The organism is Streptomyces sp. NPDC005799, from assembly GCF_040630525.1.
In the GTDB taxonomy this organism is placed as follows: Bacteria; Actinomycetota; Actinomycetes; order Streptomycetales; family Streptomycetaceae; genus Streptomyces; species Streptomyces griseorubiginosus_B.
This window is the reverse complement of the sequence record NZ_JBEXXQ010000020.1, coordinates 642-15,582: the sequence shown is the minus strand read 5'-3', so window position 1 is coordinate 15,582 and position 14,941 is coordinate 642. Positions and strand designations below refer to the sequence as shown.

17 protein-coding genes are annotated in these 14,941 nt (G+C 71.5%); 7 read left to right on the top strand and 10 right to left on the bottom strand.

The window, feature by feature from the left end; translation table 11 throughout:
• The first annotated feature begins 50 nt into the window (after window positions 1-50).
• From ABZ453_RS20670 to ABZ453_RS20655, 4 genes are all read left to right on the top strand, one after another.
• Window positions 51-1,259 carry a pyridoxal phosphate-dependent aminotransferase gene (locus tag ABZ453_RS20670; RefSeq protein WP_359016384.1) on the top strand — a complete coding sequence of 403 codons (1,209 nt, stop codon included), beginning with the start codon at window positions 51-53 and terminating at the stop codon, window positions 1,257-1,259.
• A gap of 75 nt (window positions 1,260-1,334) precedes the next feature.
• Window positions 1,335-1,934, top strand: a complete 600-nt coding sequence (locus ABZ453_RS20665; protein WP_359016383.1) for a histidine phosphatase family protein — start codon at window positions 1,335-1,337, stop codon at window positions 1,932-1,934.
• Between the two features lie 120 nt (window positions 1,935-2,054).
• The gene (locus tag ABZ453_RS20660; protein ID WP_359016382.1) at window positions 2,055-2,678 is read left to right on the top strand and encodes a hypothetical protein; all 624 of its coding nucleotides are present in this window, start codon (window positions 2,055-2,057) and stop codon (window positions 2,676-2,678) included.
• Window positions 2,679-2,743: 65 nt separating this feature from the next.
• Entirely contained in the window at window positions 2,744-3,166 is a 423-nt protein-coding gene (locus ABZ453_RS20655; protein ID WP_359016381.1) for an acyl-CoA thioesterase, read from the top strand.
• A 6-nt stretch (window positions 3,167-3,172) separates the two neighbouring features.
• Here the strand turns inward: ABZ453_RS20655 and ABZ453_RS20650 are convergent, their stop codons facing one another.
• Window positions 3,173-3,796 (bottom strand): GNAT family N-acetyltransferase, encoded by a 624-nt coding sequence (locus tag ABZ453_RS20650; RefSeq protein ID WP_359016380.1) that lies wholly within the window; start codon window positions 3,794-3,796, stop codon window positions 3,173-3,175.
• Window positions 3,797-3,898: 102 nt separating this feature from the next.
• On the bottom strand, window positions 3,899-4,756 hold the full coding sequence (locus tag ABZ453_RS20645; RefSeq protein WP_359016379.1) for an NAD(P)H-binding protein: 858 nt from the start codon (window positions 4,754-4,756) through the stop codon (window positions 3,899-3,901).
• 95 nt (window positions 4,757-4,851) lie between these two features.
• On the opposite strand from ABZ453_RS20645, the gene ABZ453_RS20640 reads away from it, so the two are divergent.
• Entirely contained in the window at window positions 4,852-5,649 is a 798-nt protein-coding gene (locus ABZ453_RS20640) for a helix-turn-helix domain-containing protein (RefSeq protein ID WP_359016378.1), read from the top strand.
• 1 nt (window position 5,650) lies between these two features.
• Here ABZ453_RS20640 and ABZ453_RS20635 read toward each other — a convergent pair whose 3' ends face one another.
• The 8 genes from ABZ453_RS20635 to polX all read right to left on the bottom strand — a co-directional run bounded on the left by ABZ453_RS20635 (window position 5,651) and on the right by polX (window position 12,742).
• Window positions 5,651-6,259 (bottom strand): TMEM175 family protein, encoded by a 609-nt coding sequence (locus ABZ453_RS20635; RefSeq protein WP_359016377.1) that lies wholly within the window; start codon window positions 6,257-6,259, stop codon window positions 5,651-5,653.
• 258 nt (window positions 6,260-6,517) lie between these two features.
• On the bottom strand, window positions 6,518-7,897 hold the full coding sequence (locus ABZ453_RS20630) for an 8-oxoguanine deaminase (protein WP_359016376.1): 1,380 nt from the start codon (window positions 7,895-7,897) through the stop codon (window positions 6,518-6,520).
• 10 nt (window positions 7,898-7,907) lie between these two features.
• Window positions 7,908-8,804, bottom strand: coding sequence for a factor-independent urate hydroxylase (pucL, locus tag ABZ453_RS20625; protein WP_359016375.1), 897 nt, complete (start codon window positions 8,802-8,804; stop codon window positions 7,908-7,910).
• A 6-nt stretch (window positions 8,805-8,810) separates the two neighbouring features.
• Window positions 8,811-9,206 carry a hydroxyisourate hydrolase gene (uraH, locus tag ABZ453_RS20620; protein WP_359016374.1) on the bottom strand — a complete coding sequence of 132 codons (396 nt, stop codon included), beginning with the start codon at window positions 9,204-9,206 and terminating at the stop codon, window positions 8,811-8,813.
• A gap of 3 nt (window positions 9,207-9,209) precedes the next feature.
• Window positions 9,210-9,722, bottom strand: coding sequence for a 2-oxo-4-hydroxy-4-carboxy-5-ureidoimidazoline decarboxylase (uraD, locus tag ABZ453_RS20615; protein WP_359016373.1), 513 nt, complete (start codon window positions 9,720-9,722; stop codon window positions 9,210-9,212).
• Window positions 9,723-9,850: 128 nt separating this feature from the next.
• Complete coding sequence (locus tag ABZ453_RS20610) at window positions 9,851-10,219, bottom strand: helix-turn-helix domain-containing protein (RefSeq protein WP_356761048.1); 369 nt, start codon at window positions 10,217-10,219, stop codon at window positions 9,851-9,853.
• Window positions 10,216-10,467: a hypothetical protein gene (locus tag ABZ453_RS20605; protein ID WP_133041743.1), complete on the bottom strand. Its 252-nt coding sequence runs from the start codon at window positions 10,465-10,467 to the stop codon at window positions 10,216-10,218. Before ABZ453_RS20605 ends, ABZ453_RS20610 begins: the two co-directional genes overlap by 4 nt.
• Window positions 10,468-10,999: 532 nt before the next feature.
• Window positions 11,000-12,742: a DNA polymerase/3'-5' exonuclease PolX gene (polX, locus tag ABZ453_RS20600; RefSeq protein ID WP_359016372.1), complete on the bottom strand. Its 1,743-nt coding sequence runs from the start codon at window positions 12,740-12,742 to the stop codon at window positions 11,000-11,002.
• 132 nt (window positions 12,743-12,874) lie between these two features.
• Here polX and ABZ453_RS20595 point away from each other — a divergent pair, with 132 nt between their 5' ends.
• Together ABZ453_RS20595 and ABZ453_RS20590 are read left to right on the top strand one after the other, a co-directional pair.
• On the top strand, window positions 12,875-13,696 hold the full coding sequence (locus ABZ453_RS20595; protein WP_359016371.1) for a TIM barrel protein: 822 nt from the start codon (window positions 12,875-12,877) through the stop codon (window positions 13,694-13,696).
• A gap of 36 nt (window positions 13,697-13,732) precedes the next feature.
• Window positions 13,733-14,623, top strand: coding sequence for a 2-hydroxy-3-oxopropionate reductase (locus ABZ453_RS20590; protein WP_359016370.1), 891 nt, complete (start codon window positions 13,733-13,735; stop codon window positions 14,621-14,623).
• Window positions 14,624-14,941 lie beyond the last annotated feature (318 nt).

Below are 14,941 nucleotides of genomic sequence, written 5' to 3'. Positions count from 1 at the left end.
TCAAACTTGGTAAAACCAAGCAACACACGAAAGCGGAGGGGCGAGCGAGCATGGAGTTCCGGCAGTCGAACAAGCTCAGCGAGGTCTGCTACGAGATCCGCGGACCGGTGATCGAGCACGCCAACGCGCTGGAGGAGGCGGGCCACAGCGTGCTGCGCCTGAACACCGGCAACCCCGCGCTCTTCGGCTTCGAGGCGCCGGAGGAGATCCTCCAGGACATGATCCGGATGCTCCCCCAGGCCCATGGCTACACCGACTCCCGCGGGATCCTCTCCGCCCGCCGCGCGGTCGCCCAGCGCTACCAGACCCTCGGCCTGGAGGTCGGCGTCGACGACGTCTTCCTCGGCAACGGCGTCTCCGAGCTGGTCTCCATGGCCGTACAGGCGCTGGTCGAGGACGGCGACGAGATCCTGATCCCCGCCCCGGACTTCCCGCTGTGGACGGCGGTGACAACGCTCGCCGGGGGCAAGGCCGTTCACTACCTCTGCGACGAACAGGCCGACTGGTACCCGGACCTGGCGGACATGGAGTCGAAGATCACGGGCCGCACCAAGGCCGTCGTGATCATCAACCCCAACAACCCCACCGGCGCGGTCTATCCGAAGGAGATCATCGAGGGCATCCTCGACCTGGCCCGCCGCCACGGTCTGATGGTCTTCGCCGACGAGATCTACGACCAGATCCTCTACGACGACGCCGTGCACCACTCCGCCGCGGCCCTTGCCCCCGACCTGGTCGTGCTCACCTTCTGCGGGCTGTCGAAGACCTACCGGGTGGCCGGCTTCCGCTCGGGCTGGCTGGTGGTCACCGGCCCGAAGCAGCACGCCCGCGACTACCTGGAGGGCCTGACCATGCTGGCCTCCATGCGGCTGTGCGCCAACGCGCCCGCCCAGTACGCCATCCAGGCCGCGCTCGGCGGCCGCCAGTCCATCCGCGAGCTGACCACCGCGGGCGGGCGGCTGTACGAACAGCGCAACGTCGCCTGGGAGAAGCTCAACGAGATCCCCGGCGTGTCCTGCGTGAAGCCCAAGGGGGCCCTGTACGCGTTCCCGCGCATCGATCCGAAGGTGCACAAGATCCACGACGACGAGAAGTTCGTCCTGGACCTGCTGCTGCGGGAGAAGATCCAGGTGGTCCAGGGCACGGGCTTCAACTGGCCGGCCCCCGACCACTTCCGTATCCTCACTCTCCCCCACGCGGAGGATCTGGAGGCGGCCATCGGGCGGATCGGACGGTTCCTGAGCGGGTACCGGCAGTAGCCCACCGGGCGGACACCGACGGTACCGGCCGTGGCTCACCGGGCGCCCGCGGCGCCGGGCTCCTAGCCTGGTCGCATGGGTGACGTCTTCCTCGTCCGGCACGGTGAGACCGAGTGGTCGCGGTCCGGGCGGCACACCGGGTCGAGCGACGTTCCGCTGACCGAGCGGGGGCGGGAGGAGGCGCGGCGACTGGTGCCGCTGATCCGCTCGCACCGCATCGGGGCCGCGTTCGTCAGCCCTCTGCGGCGGGCCCGCGACACGGCCGAGCTGATCGGGCTGCGGGACGCGCGGGTGGACCCGGATCTGCGGGAGTGGGACTACGGCGCCTACGAGGGCGTCACGACCCCCGACATCCAGCGCGAGCGGCCCGGGTGGTTCCTGTTCACGGACGGGGTCGCGCCCGGGCCGCCGGAGCACCCCGGGGAGACCCCCGAGCAGGTCGGGGCGCGCGCGGACCGGGTGCTGGCCAAGGTGGACGCGGCCCTCGCGGACACCGAGGGCGCCGTGGTGCTCGTGGCGCACGGGCACTTCCTGCGGGTCCTGACCGCCCGGCGGCTCGGTCTGCCGCCGTCGGGCGGGGCGCTGTTCCAGCTGGCGACCGGGACACTGTGCCGGCTGGGGACGGAGCACGGGCGGCCGGTGATCGCCGGGTGGAACATCCGGCCGGCGCAGTAGCGGGACCCGGGGGGCACGCCGTTGTCAGACCGCCGTCGTACTCTTCGAATGGGCCGATCGCACCAGGTGGGGCCGGGTGCGCGGCCGCCGAGGACGTTCCGCGCCGGGAGGGAGCACGCCGTGACACGACCGCCCACCGCCGCGCAGCGGCGTGTCATCGACGCCGCCGATCCCGTCACCGGGCGGCTGAGGGGGACGCAGACGCAGCTCGCGGCCCTGGTGAAGCGCGGGCTCGCCTTCCGGCACCCGCGGCCGCCGCACGACCACTTCCTGACCCCGGCCGGGCATCGGATACGGGAGTCCGAGGAACCCCGGGCGCCTGTCGAGGCCGAGGCGCCCGCCACCGGGGTGTTCGCGGCGCGGGTCGGCGGCGAGGAATCGGCGGCGGACGGGCCCGGCCGCACGCGGGAGGTGCACAGCGCCTGGCAGGGGCTGCTGGAGCTGCGCCGGATGACCAACCGGGACGGGGCGACGCACCGGCCGTGCGGCTGGGAGCGGTCGCATCTGGTGCAGGCCGCGGCGCTCGCCCTGGAGGCGGCGGGTCACCGGCCCGCGACGGGGGACGCACCGGGATACCGGGTGCGGGCGACCCCGCAGCCGGAGGCGGTGGCCGTGCACGAGCCGGACCCCGGGTCGCTGCGGGCCTGCGCGGGGACGCTGGAGCGGGCCGGCTGGCAGGTGAGCGAGCACAACGACCCACACGCGGGCGCCCGTTATCTGCTGGCGTCGCCTCGCCGCGCGTAGGAAGGCATGCCAAGATCGGTCGGTCACATCGTCCAACTGTGCGAGCCGTACGAGGAGAGGAAGCAGTGAGCGAACCGTTTTCCGTCCCGGTGACCGTGCGCGGGTACGAGACCGACGTGCAGGGCCACCTCAACCAGGCCGTCTATCTCAACTACGCGGAACACGCCCGCTGGTCGTTACTGCGGGCGGCCGGGATCAGCCAGGCGGAGCTGATCGGCAGAGGCGTCGGCCCGGTGGCCCTGGAGACGACCATCCGCTACCGACGGGAGCTGATCGCCGGCGACGAGGTCCAGGTGACATGCGCGTTCGCCTGGTCCGAGGGCAAGACGTTCCGCATCGAGCAGACCATCCGCAAGGCGGACGGCACGGTGGCGGCCGAGATCACGGCGGTCGGCGGAATGATGGACCTCGAACAGCGCCGGCTGGTCCCCGAGCCGCGGAAGCTCTTCGAGGAGTTGGCGACGGACCCCAGCCCGTTCGGCTTCTGACCCGGCTCAGGCCTCCCGCGTCCGCACATGCACATGTCCGTCGAGCGGGAAGGCGGGCGGTGCGGCGGGCAGCACCGCGCCCAGTCCGTACCGGCACTTCTCGGCGACCCGACAGGAGGCGGCGTTGTCGACCTGATGCCGGAGTTCGAGACGGAGCAGCCCGTCCCCGGCGAACGACGCGAACGCCCAGTCGGTCAGCACCCGCACCGCCCGCGGCGCCACCCCGCGACCACGGGCACGAGCGGCGGTCCAGTAACCGACCTCGGCGGAGGCGCCACCGGGGACGGGCCGCTTGAGCACCACGTGCCCGACGGCGGCGGCGCAGCCCCCGACGGCTTCGCATACGTCTGCTTCACATCCGCCCGTTTCGCTTTCGGCCGTTTCGCTTTCGGCCGCTTCCACGACGGCGAAGGCGAAGCGGTCACCGGCCTCCCAACCCCGCCGCTGCGCCCGGACCCAGCGGCCGGCACCGGCCTCGTCCTCGACGTCCCAGCGCGTCCAGCGCCGCAGCGCCTCGTCACCGATCAGGTCGACCAACGCCGGTACGTCGGCCATCTGCCAGGGGCGCAGCACCAGGGCGGGGGCCGAGGACGTGGCGGACACGGTCAGCCGGCTCGCGATCTCCTGCATGCCCCGACCCTATGCCGATGCGTACTCCCCCACTGGCCGCCCCGCTCCCGCTCACCGCCGGGGGCCTGTGCGTCGGCCGACTCCGGCGAGTGCTACCCGGCCTCAACCCCGCTGCAAGAACGCCGACTTGTGCTCCTGCGCCCACTCCCGATAGGTGCGCGCCGGCCGGCCCAGCACCTGCCGTACATCGTCGGTGACGATCTCGTTGCCGCCGTTGCGGACGTACTCCCTGCTGATCTCCGAGGCGTCGATGAAGGTGTCGGTGAAGCCCAGCCCCAGGAGGTACGCGCGGGCCTCGGCGGTGGACAGGTCGCGGACCTCGACGGGGTGGCCCAGCAACTTGGCGAGTACGGCGGCCTGGTCCGGCACACTGAGCACCTCGGGGCCGGTCAGGGTGTACGTCCGCCCCGCGTGCCCTGCCTCCACCAGCGCCGTCACGGCGGCCGTGGAGACGTCGCACGGATCGACCACGCCTTGACCACCCGTGCCGCTCGTGTTCGGCACCGGCGTGCCCGCGCGGACGGCCTCCGCCCAGCCCAGGGTGTTCGAGGCGAACGCCGAGGGCCGCAGGATCGTCCACTCCACCCCGCTGTCCCGCAGCGCCTGCTCACCGGCCATGTGCCAGGAGCCCACCGGACCGACGGCGGGGTCGCCGGTGCCGATCCCGGAGAGCTTCACGATCCGGCCCACACCCGCCGCCCCTGCCGCCTCGACGAGGCCGCGGTCGTGTTCGGCGTCGTCGGGGCCGAACACGCCGACCAGGAAGGCGGCATCGGCACCCGCCATCGCCGCCTCCACCGAGGACCGGTCGCGATGATGGCCCCGCACCGCCTCCACACCCGAGGGCAGTCGCGCCCCCTCCGGGTCCCGGGTGAGGGCGCGCACCTTCTCGCCGCCCGCCACGAGTTGTCGTACGACCTCACGGCCGATGGTGCCGGTGGCACCCGTCACAAGAATCATGACCTCAACGGTGGGCCGGCGGCGGCCCGCGCTCTAGGAAATTCCGGCACGGTCCACGGGCCCTGGCGCCCGTCCGCCGCGCTTACCGTGGAGGGGTGACGAACCCCGTGTCCCGGCACGCCCTGCCGCTGCCCGACGTGCTGCGGCCCTGGATCGCCCGCATCGACTCGCTGGCCGTCGGCTCGGTCGCCGAGGAGCCGTTCGTCCATCTCCCGGACGCCGACACCAAGGTGGTTCTCCGGCTGGAGGAGAGCGGCCGGCACAGCGCCCTGGTCGTCGGACCGCGCGTGCGGGCCACCTACCACCGCGGCAAGCCGCTCACCGCCTGCATGGAGGTGAGGCTCGCACCGGGAACCGCCCGTCCCCTCCTGGGCGTTCCGGCGGTCGACCTGGTCGGCCGGGCCATGTCCCTGGACGTGCTGCCCGGTGAGACGGCGCGCCGGCTGGCGCGCGAGCTGCGGTGGCTGGAGCCCGAGGAGGCGGTGGACCGGCTCACGGCTGTGCTTCCCGAGCGGCTGGCCGGGGCCGCGGACGGCTCCCGGACCCGGCTGGTGCGGGCGGGGGTCGACGCGATGTCGGTCCGCACGGGGCACCTGCCCGGTCCCGTGCGGGAAGTGGCGCGCGAACTCGCCGTCAGCGAGCGGCAGTTGAGGAACCTGTTCGCCGAGGGTGTCGGGCTCTCCCCCAAGCACTACGCCCGCATCGACCGCGTCCGTGCCGTGCTGGCCCACGCCGCCGAGCTGTCCTGGGCCGAACTCGCCGCCGTCACCGGCTACTACGACCAGTCCCACATGACGTCCGACTTCCGCACCCTCATGGGCGTCCCGCCCCGCTCGTTCTTCACCGGCCATCTCCCCCGGGCCACCCCCTGTCAGGCGATCCGCCGGACCTGAATCAGTCCTCCCGGGTCGGGACCGGGACCTGGTTGAAGCCGTAGTACAGGGCGATCAGGCCGTGGGCGGCCAGGGTCAGGGGGGCCGAGACGAAGGCCAGGCCCACCGTGACGGGGTAGGCGAGGGTGCCGAGGGCGAAGCGGGCGCGGGTCGCCCGGGCGGCCGGGACGTCGACGCGGGAGTCGAAGAGGTGCCCGGTGCGGGTGAGATGCCACCACAGGGCCTGGAAGGTGAGCGCCATCGCCACCATGACCAGGCTGTAGACGGCCGCGGCGACGTGCGAGGCCGCGTCCTCTCGCAGATACTCCGCGAGGACCGCGGTCGGCCAGGGCACCGCGGCCACCACCATCAGCACCAGCAGGTTCAGGAACATCAGCGTGCGGTCGACATGGGCGACGTAGCTGAACAGCTGATGGTGGTTGATCCACATGATGCCGATGACCAGGAAGCTCACCACATAGGCGGCGTACGAGGGCCACTGCGCGCCCAACGCCTGCCACAGGCCTCCGTGTTCGCCGATCTCGGGGACCTTGATCTCCAGGACGAGCAGGGTGATGGCGATGGCGAACACACCGTCGCTGAAGGCCTCCACACGGCCGGACTCATTCATGGGAGACAGCGTGCACCATCGGGGGGACCACCTCCTGCGTGTCGCGGCCGCCGCCCTGCATGCGCGAGGGAAACCGTTCCGGGGCGCGCACGTCCATGCGCGCCCCGGAGACGGCCGCCATGGGCCCGGTCGGGGTCCACGGCCACCGGTCGAGGGCCGTCCCCCTCGACCGGAGATCTCGAGCTGTAGGTCTCGTAGCGGAGGTCCCGAAGCGGAGGTCCCGAAGCGGATAATTTCGAACCGGAGACCTCGAACCGGTCAGCCCTGCGCGGTGATCCGCGCCAGCCGCTGCGCCTCGGCCCGGGTGGAGCGGGCGATCGCGTCCTCGTCGACGTGCAACAGACGCCCCTCCTCGACGATCTGACGGCCGTTCACGAAGGACGCGGTGATCGGCGCCGCCGCGCCGAAGACCAGTGCGGTGACCGGATCGGCGATGGAGGCGTGGGCGAGGGTGTCCAGCCTCCACAGCACCAGGTCGGCCAGCTTGCCCGGCTCCAGTGAGCCGATCTCCCTTGCGCGGCCCAGCACTTGGGCGCCACCGTAGGTGCCCAGGCGCAGTGCCTGGCGGGCGTTCAGCGCCGTCTCCCGGTGTGCGCCGAGACGGTTGACGAGCAGGGCGTTGCGCAGTTCGGTGTGCAGTTCGCCGGACTCGTTGGAGGCGGTGCCGTCGACGCCGAGGCCGACCGGGACGCCGGCCGCGAGCATGTCGGGGACGCGGGCGATCCCGGCGGCGAGACGGGCGTTCGACGAGGGGCAGTGGGCGACGCCGGTCCCCGTCCGGGCGAAGGCGGCGATGTCGGAGTCGTTCATGTGGACGCAGTGCGCCATCCACACGTCCCGACCGAGCCAGCCGGTGGACTCGAAGTAGTCGGTCGGGCCCATGCCGAACAACTCGTGGCAGAACTTCTCCTCCTCGACCGTCTCCGACCCGTGGGTGTGCAACCGCACGCCCAGCCTGCGCGCCAACCCGGCACCCTCCCGCAGGAGTTCCGTGGAGACGGAGAAGGGGGAACACGGTGCCACGGCCACCTGGGTCATGGCGTCGAAGGAGGAGTCGTGATGCTCCTTGACGGTCTGCTCGGTCGCGGCGAGAGCGCCCTCGAGCGTCTCGACCGCGAAGTCCGGAGGCAGGCCGCCGTCCTTCTCGCTGCGGTCCATGGAGCCACGGGCGAGGGTGAAGCGGACGCCCGTCTCGCGGGCCGCGCGGACGATGGCGCCGGAGAGGTCGCCGGAGCCGTGCGGGTAGACGTAGTGGTGGTCCATGGCGGTGGTGACACCGCCGCGGGCCATCATCGCCAGGGATCCCTGGGCGGCCGCGTACACCATCGGCTCGTCGATGCGCGCCCAGGTCGGGTAGAGGGCGACCAGCCAGTTGAAGAGGTTGTGGTCGGTGGCCAGGCCCCGGGTGATCCACTGGTAGAAGTGGTGGTGGGTGTTGACCAGTCCGGGCGTCACCAGATGACCGGAGGCGTCGATACGGCGTACGACGTTCTCCAGGCCCTCGGGCGCCCGGCCCGCGCCGAGCGACTCGATGCGGTTGCCGGCGATGACGAGGTGGCCGGAGGCGTACTCGGTGTCGTCGGCGTCGACCGTCGCGATCGAACAGTTCTCGATGACGGTGCGCTGGGCTGCTGCCATGGTTCGTCCTTCAGAGATTGGTGAGGTCCGGCGGGATCTTCGCCTCGCTGCCTTCCCGCAGGACGGTGGCCTCTATCAGGCCGTAGGGCCGGTCGGCGGCGAAGTAGACCTCGTTGTCGTTCTTCAGCCCGAACGGCTCCAGGTCCACCAGGAAGTGGTGCTTGTTCGGGAGCGAGAAACGCACCTCGTCGATCTCGTCGCGGTGGTCGATGATCCGCGTGCCCATGGCGTACAGGGTCTGCTGGAGCGAGAGGGAGTACGTCTCGGCGAAGGCCCGCAGCATGTGTTTCCTGGCCTGCTCGTAGGACTCGTCCCAGTCGGGCGCCGGCCGGGCGTCGTCGGTCCAGTTGAACCGCCAGCGGCCGGAGACCTCGGTGGCCAGGATGCGGTCGTACGCCTCCGGCAGGGTGGTGTACTTGTCCTTGACGTAGCCCCAGAACTCGGAGTCGGTGGAGTTCAGGACGGTGAGGTCCTTGAGGCCGGAGACGACCTCCCACGACGAGCCGTCGTAGGTGACCTGCGCGAGCCGGGTCTCCTGGCCCTTGCGCACGAAGGAGTGCTTGGCCTCCCCCGGCACCTCGATCCGCTCCCAGGCGTACTCCTCGATGCGGACGCGGGCCCGGTGGATCGGCTCCTGCGAGGTGACGAAGTGCCGGGCGAGGTGGATGCCGAACTGCTCGGCGGACTCGATGCCGTGCTCCTTGGCGAACGCGTACACCGTGTTCTTGGTGGTGTCGGTCGGCAGGACGTTGGCGTTGGAGCCGGAGTGGTGGACCTCGTCCATGGCGCCGGAGAGCGACACCGAGACGTTGAGGTCCTTGATGTGGTGGGTGGCGCCGTCCCGCGTGATCTTGACGACTCGGTTCTCGGCCTTGCCGTACTGGTTCTGTCCCAGAATGGTGGGCATCTGTAGCTAGCTCCCTCGGTATACGGAGTAGCCGAACGGGTTGAGCAGCAGCGGTACGTGGTAGTGCTCGCCCGGCACGACGGCGAACGTGATCGCCACCTCCGGGAAGAACGCACCGGTACCGCTGTCCCGATTCGCGGGGGCGTCCTGCTGCGCATCGGCTTGCTTGTTCTCGAAATACGCCTCGACCGCGAAGTCGAGCCGTACGTGGGTCGTCCCCTCCGGCAGGTCCGGAAGGTCCTTGCACCGGCCGTCGGCGTCGGTCGCGGAACCGCCGAGTGCCTGCCAGTCCGCGCCCCGGCCCCTACGGACCGAGACATGGACGGCGACACCCCGGGCGGGACGGCCGACGCTGGTGTCCAGGATGTGCGTGGACACGGAGGCGGTGGTGCTGGTGCTCATGGTTCAGGCTTCCTCTTCGACGAGCCGGGCGAGGCGGATGCGGTTGATCTTCCCCAGCTCGGTGCGGACGATCTCGCGTTCCTGTTCCGGCGCGTTCCCGATCCGGTCCTTGAGCGCGTCGCGCATCTCCTCGGCGCTTCGGCCGGTGGCGCAGATGAGGAAGACATGGCCGAACCGGTCCTGGTAGGCCAGGTTCAGTTCGAGCATCTCCGCCTTGAGCTGCTCGGAGGCGCCGGCCATGCCGCGCTGCTCCCGGGCCGAGGCCGGATCGCCCTCCTTGGGGCGGCCGATCGGCGGGTGCCCGGCCATCGCTTCCTGAAGGTCCGCCGTGCTCAGCTCGGTCATGGCGGCGTCGCTGGCGGCGTAGAGGTCCTCGGCGGTGGCGTAGGGGCGGGTGGTGAGCAGCCGCCGTACCCATGCCGTGGAGGCGCACGCCTCGTGGAGCGCGGCGTGCGCCGCCCGCTCCTCCAGGGCGTTGAACCGGGCCAGACCCGGGGGCGTGGATGTCGACGTCACGGGAGCCTCCGTGGCCGCGAACGGCCGTCGTGCTTCAGCGGGTGCCGTTAGCTAACGCCCCCACGCGACGCCACGTCAACACTTTGTTGAAAATTCTGGGTGACGAAACCAGGCGCACGCAGCCCCGCTCAGCTCTCCTTCTCACGGTTGAGGTAGTTGTAGACCGTGAACCGGCTGACGCCGAGCGCGCCGGCGACGGTCTCCACGCCGTGGCGTACGGAGAAGGCGCCGCGCGCCTCGAGTATCCGTACGACCTCCTGCTTGGCCTTGCGGTCCAGCTCGGCCAGGGGCTTGCCCTGTTTGCGCTCCATGGCGGCCAGGATGTGGTCGAGGGAGTCCGCGAGCTGCGGCAGGCGTACGGCGACGACGTCGGCGCCCTCCCAGGCGAGTACGACGTCGTCGGGGCCGGCCTCGTCCGGCGGGAGCATCTCCCCGCCCATGGCGTCGACCAGCGGTTTCACGGCCGTGATGAACGGCTCGTCCCCGGTGCCGGTCACGCGCCGCCCTCCCCGATGACGTTGACCTGCAGCGTGATCCGGGTGGCGCCGGCCTCCAGGGTCTTGCGCAGCAGGGCGTCCAGGGCCGTCAGGACGGCGTCGGCACCGCCCTCCGCCGTGTTGCCGAAGGGGCCGACGTCCACTGCGTCCAGCTCGGCTCCCTCGATGACCTCACGGGCGACCAGCGCGTGCGCGGGCGCCTCGTCGAGATCGAAGGGCTCGGTCGTGAACTCCACTCTCAATCGCACGCGCTCAACCTAACGCCCGGTACGTGCCTGCGGGCACCCCTCCCGCCCACGACCTGCCCGTAGCCAGCAGACCCCGAGGCCGACACCGCTACCGACCACCGATCACACCGCCAAGCGGACATGGTGAAGTCCGCAGCGGTTCGGTAGCGCCCCGGAAGGGGCGCGGGGCTGCGGTCGATGTGCGGCTCCGCCGCGCGGGCGCGAACGGCCACGACGGCGCCGCGGACGACCGACGGCACAGCGCGGCACTTCCAGCGGAGCGCTCAGCGCGAACCTGCCGGCCCCCACAGGCCGACCGGCACGCACCTCCTCCAGCCCCCTCACGCCGGCGAGCGCCAACGCGGAACACCCGCGCCACCACGAACACGCCCACCGACGGAGACAAGCAGCCCGCCCCCTGCGCCGCAGGGTCTCCGGCCGGCACTCCAGTCAGCTGCCGGTCGCACCGCCCCGACCGCCCTCCTCACGCGGCAGCGAGCGCCCACCCGGAACACCCGCGAGCCGACGAACACGCCCGCGGCGATGAAGAGCGTCAGCTTCGCCCCTTGCGCAGAAACGTTCGCAGGCGGCGTTCGGGCCAGGTGTTGATCACGTCGGCCGGGGTGAGCCAGCCGCGCTGGGCCGTGCCGATGCCGTAGCGCATGTTGGCCAGGTGGGGGACGGCGTGGGCGTCGCTGTTCACGGCGAACTTCACCCCGTGGCGGCAGGCCCGCAGGATGTCCTCGTCGCGCAGGTCGAGACGGTCCGGGTGGGCGTTGATCTCCAGGGCGGTGCCGGTGCGGGCGCAGGCGGCGAAGACCGCGTCGAGGTCGGCGTCGATGCCGGGGCGCTTGCCGAGGATGCGGGTGGTGGGGTGGCCGATGATGTTCACGTACGGGTTCTCGCAGGCCCGGACGAGACGGCGGGTCAGGGCGTCGCGGGCCTGGTTGAAGTGCGAGTGCACGGACGCCACGCACAGGTCGAACCCGGCCAGGAAGTCGTCCGGCCAGTCCACCTCGCCGTCGGGGCCGATGTTCAGCTCGGTGCCGTGCAGCAGACGCAGTCCGCCCCGCCGGCCCCGGGTCGGGTAGGTGCCGTCGAGTTCGCGCACCCGGGCCCGCTGGGCCAGCATCCGCTCGTCGGTCATCCGCTGCATCGCCATGTCGGGCGCGTGGTCGGTGATCGCGTAGTAGGCGTAGCCCCGCGCGGCGGCCGCCTCGGCCATCTCCTCCAGCGGGGCGAGTCCGTCCGTGAGGTCGGTGTGGGTGTGCAGGTCGCCGCGGAGGTCGGACTCGGCGACCAGGGCGGGCAGTTCTTCGCGCAGCCCCGCCTCGATCTCGCCGCGGTCCTCGCGCAGGGTCGGCGGGATCCAGGGCAGTCCGAGGCGGGCGTACACCTCCTCCTCGGTCTCGGAGACGATCTTCTCGCCGGTCTCGACGTCGAAGAGGCCGTACTCGGAGAGCTTCAGCTTGTGGTGGACGGCGCGCTCACGGGTGCGGATGTTGTGCGCCTTGGAGCCGGTGAAGTACTGCAGCGCCGCCCCCCAGGAGTCGGGCGGGACCACACGCAGATCGACGTTCAGGCCCTTGGTGGTGCGCACGGACGTCTTCTTCTCGCCCGTACCGATCACCTCGGTGACGTACGGCAGCCGGGTGAACGCCTGCATGAGCGGCGCCGGCTTCGTGGAGGCGGCGAGGATGTCGATGTCGCCGATGGTCTCGCGCACCCGCCGCAGCGAGCCGGCGTAGGCGCACCGCCGGCAGCCCGGCACCTCGGTGAGCGCGCCGACGACGTCCTCGGCCAGGCCCATGGCGACGTCGAGCTGGACGCGCCCGCCGGAGGACCGCAGCAGCTCGATGCCGTGCAGGATGTTCTCCTCGGTCTTCGGTCCGAAGCCCTTGAGGTCGCGCAGCCGCTCCTGCTGGATCGCCTCGGCGAGTTCCTCGACCGAGGAGATGCCGAGTTCCTCGTAGACCGTCAGGGCCTTCTTGGGGCCGAACGTGGGGATGGCCGTCAGCCGCCGTACCCCGGCGGGGATCTTCGCCCGCAGCTCCTCCACCGCCGAGACGCTGCGGGTGTCGAAGTACTCGAGGACCTTCCGGGCGATCGACTTCCCGACGTTCGGGATCTCCTGCAGGCCCTTGAGGTCAAGGGTGGAGACGTCGGCGTGGTGGCCGCCGACCGCGCGCGCCGCCTTCTCGTAGACGCGTGCCCTGAACGCGTCTCCGCCGGTGATCGAGATGAGGTCGGCGTACTCCTGGAGCAGCGCGGCGACCTCGTCGTTGGACCGGGCCACCACCTCAGAGTACTTGACAGCCCTGCACCGGCACATGCAGTCTTCCATTAAGCAGAATTCAACTTCCGCAATACGGAATACAACCCCTACGGAACACAGAACCATCGCGACACGGAAGGGGCGCCGACCCGCATGGGATTCGCAGACCAGCGCTTCAACGTCAACCTGTCGATCCTCTTCACGGAACTCCCGCTGCTTCAGCGCCCCGCGGCCGCCGCCGCAGCCGGCTTCACCGCCGTGGAGCTGTGGTGGCCCTGGGTCGAGACCCCCACGCCCCAGCGGTCCGAGCTGGACGCTCTGCGGAAGGCGATCGAGGACGCCGGCGTCCGGCTCACCGGTCTGAACCTCTACGCCGGCCGACTGCCCGGCCCCGACCGCGGCGCCCTGTCGGTCCCCGGCGAGGAGTCGGAGCGGTTCCGCGCCAACATCGACGTGGCCGCCGACTTCGCCCACTCACTCGGCGCGACGGCGCTCAACGCCCTCTACGGCAACCGCGTCGACGGCGTCGACGCCGCCGAGCAGGACGCGCTGGCGCTCGAGAACCTGGTCCTCGCGGCCCGGGCGGCCGACCGGATCGGCGCGATCCTGCTGATCGAGGCGCTCAACAAGCCCGAGTCGCCGCGGTATCCGCTGGTGTCGGCCCCGGCCGCGGTCGGGATCGTCGACAAGGTGAACCGGGCGACGGGCCTGGACAACGCGCGCTTCCTGATGGACCTCTACCACCTGTCCATGAACGGCGAGGATCTGCCGGCCGTGATCGAGGAGTTCGCCGCGCGGACCGGCCACGTCCAGATCGCCGACAACCCCGGCCGCGGTGCGCCCGGAACGGGTTCGCTGCCGCTGGAGGACCTCCTCGGCCGGCTGAAGAAGGCCGGCTACGACGGCTGGGTGGGCCTCGAGTACAAGCCGGGTGACCGTCCGAGCGCCGAGGCCTTCGACTGGCTGCCCCGCTGACCCCTGTCGCCGCCCCCCTGTACTGAGAGGCACCGCATGAGCAACCTCCCCAAGATCGCCTGGATAGGCCTCGGCATCATGGGCTCCCCGATGTCCGAGAACCTGATCAAGGCGGGTTACGACGTCACCGGCTTCACCCTGGAGCGGGACAAGCTGGACCGCCTGACCGCGGCCGGCGGCACCGCGGCCCACTCCGTCGCCGAGGCCGTCCGCGAGGCCGACGTGATCATCACGATGGTCCCCGCGTCACCGCAGGTCGAGGCCGTCTCGTACGGCCCCGACGGCATCCTGGACAACGCCCGCCCCGGCGCCCTGCTGATCGACATGTCCTCGATCACCCCGCAGACCTCCGTCGGCCTCGCGAAGGCCGCCCGGGACAAGGGCGTCCGCGTGCTGGACGCGCCCGTCTCCGGCGGTGAGGCCGGCGCCGTGGAGGCCGTGCTGTCCATCATGGTCGGCGGCGAACAGGCGGACTTCGACGAGGCGAAGCCGGTCTTCGAGGCACTGGGGAAGACCATCGTGCTGTGCGGTCCGCACGGCTCGGGCCAGACGGTGAAGGCCGCCAACCAGCTGATCGTCGCCGTCAACATCCAGGCGTGCGCCGAGGCCGTGGTCTTCCTGGAGAAGTCCGGCGTGGACCTGCGGGCCGCGCTGGACGTCCTCGGCGGCGGCCTCGCCGGGTCGACCGTGCTGGCGCGGAAGAAGGACAACTTCCTCGGCCGCGACTTCAGGCCGGGCTTCCGGATCGACCTGCACCACAAGGACATGGGCATCGTCACGGATGCGGCCCGCTCGGTCGGCGCCGCGCTCCCGGTCGGTGCCGTGGTCGCCCAACTCGTCGCGAGCCTGCGGGCCCAGGGCGACGGCGGCCTGGACCACTCGGCCCTGCTGCGGGGCGTGGAGCGCCTCTCCGGCGCCCAGGCCTGACCCCCCGACTTCCGGTCCGCGGCGGCGCCGACATCAGTCCTGTCGCGCCCAGGCGCCGCCGCGGACCGGAAACCCACGCATATCAGGACAATCACGGACGGCCCGCGACCGTCGGACGGCCCGGATGAGGGGTGACCGGCCGGCGGCGCGGGCGCGGCGAGGACCGCGGCGGTGTGCGAGCCAGTGCGGTGGTGAAGGGACCGGAACCTCCTTCTACTACCTGAGGGAAGGAGCCCCGGCCCCGTCGCGCCCACCGCGGTCCCGGCCATCCGAGAGGCGGGGGCGGGGGGGACGGCGAGCCACACCCGGCCCCCCGCC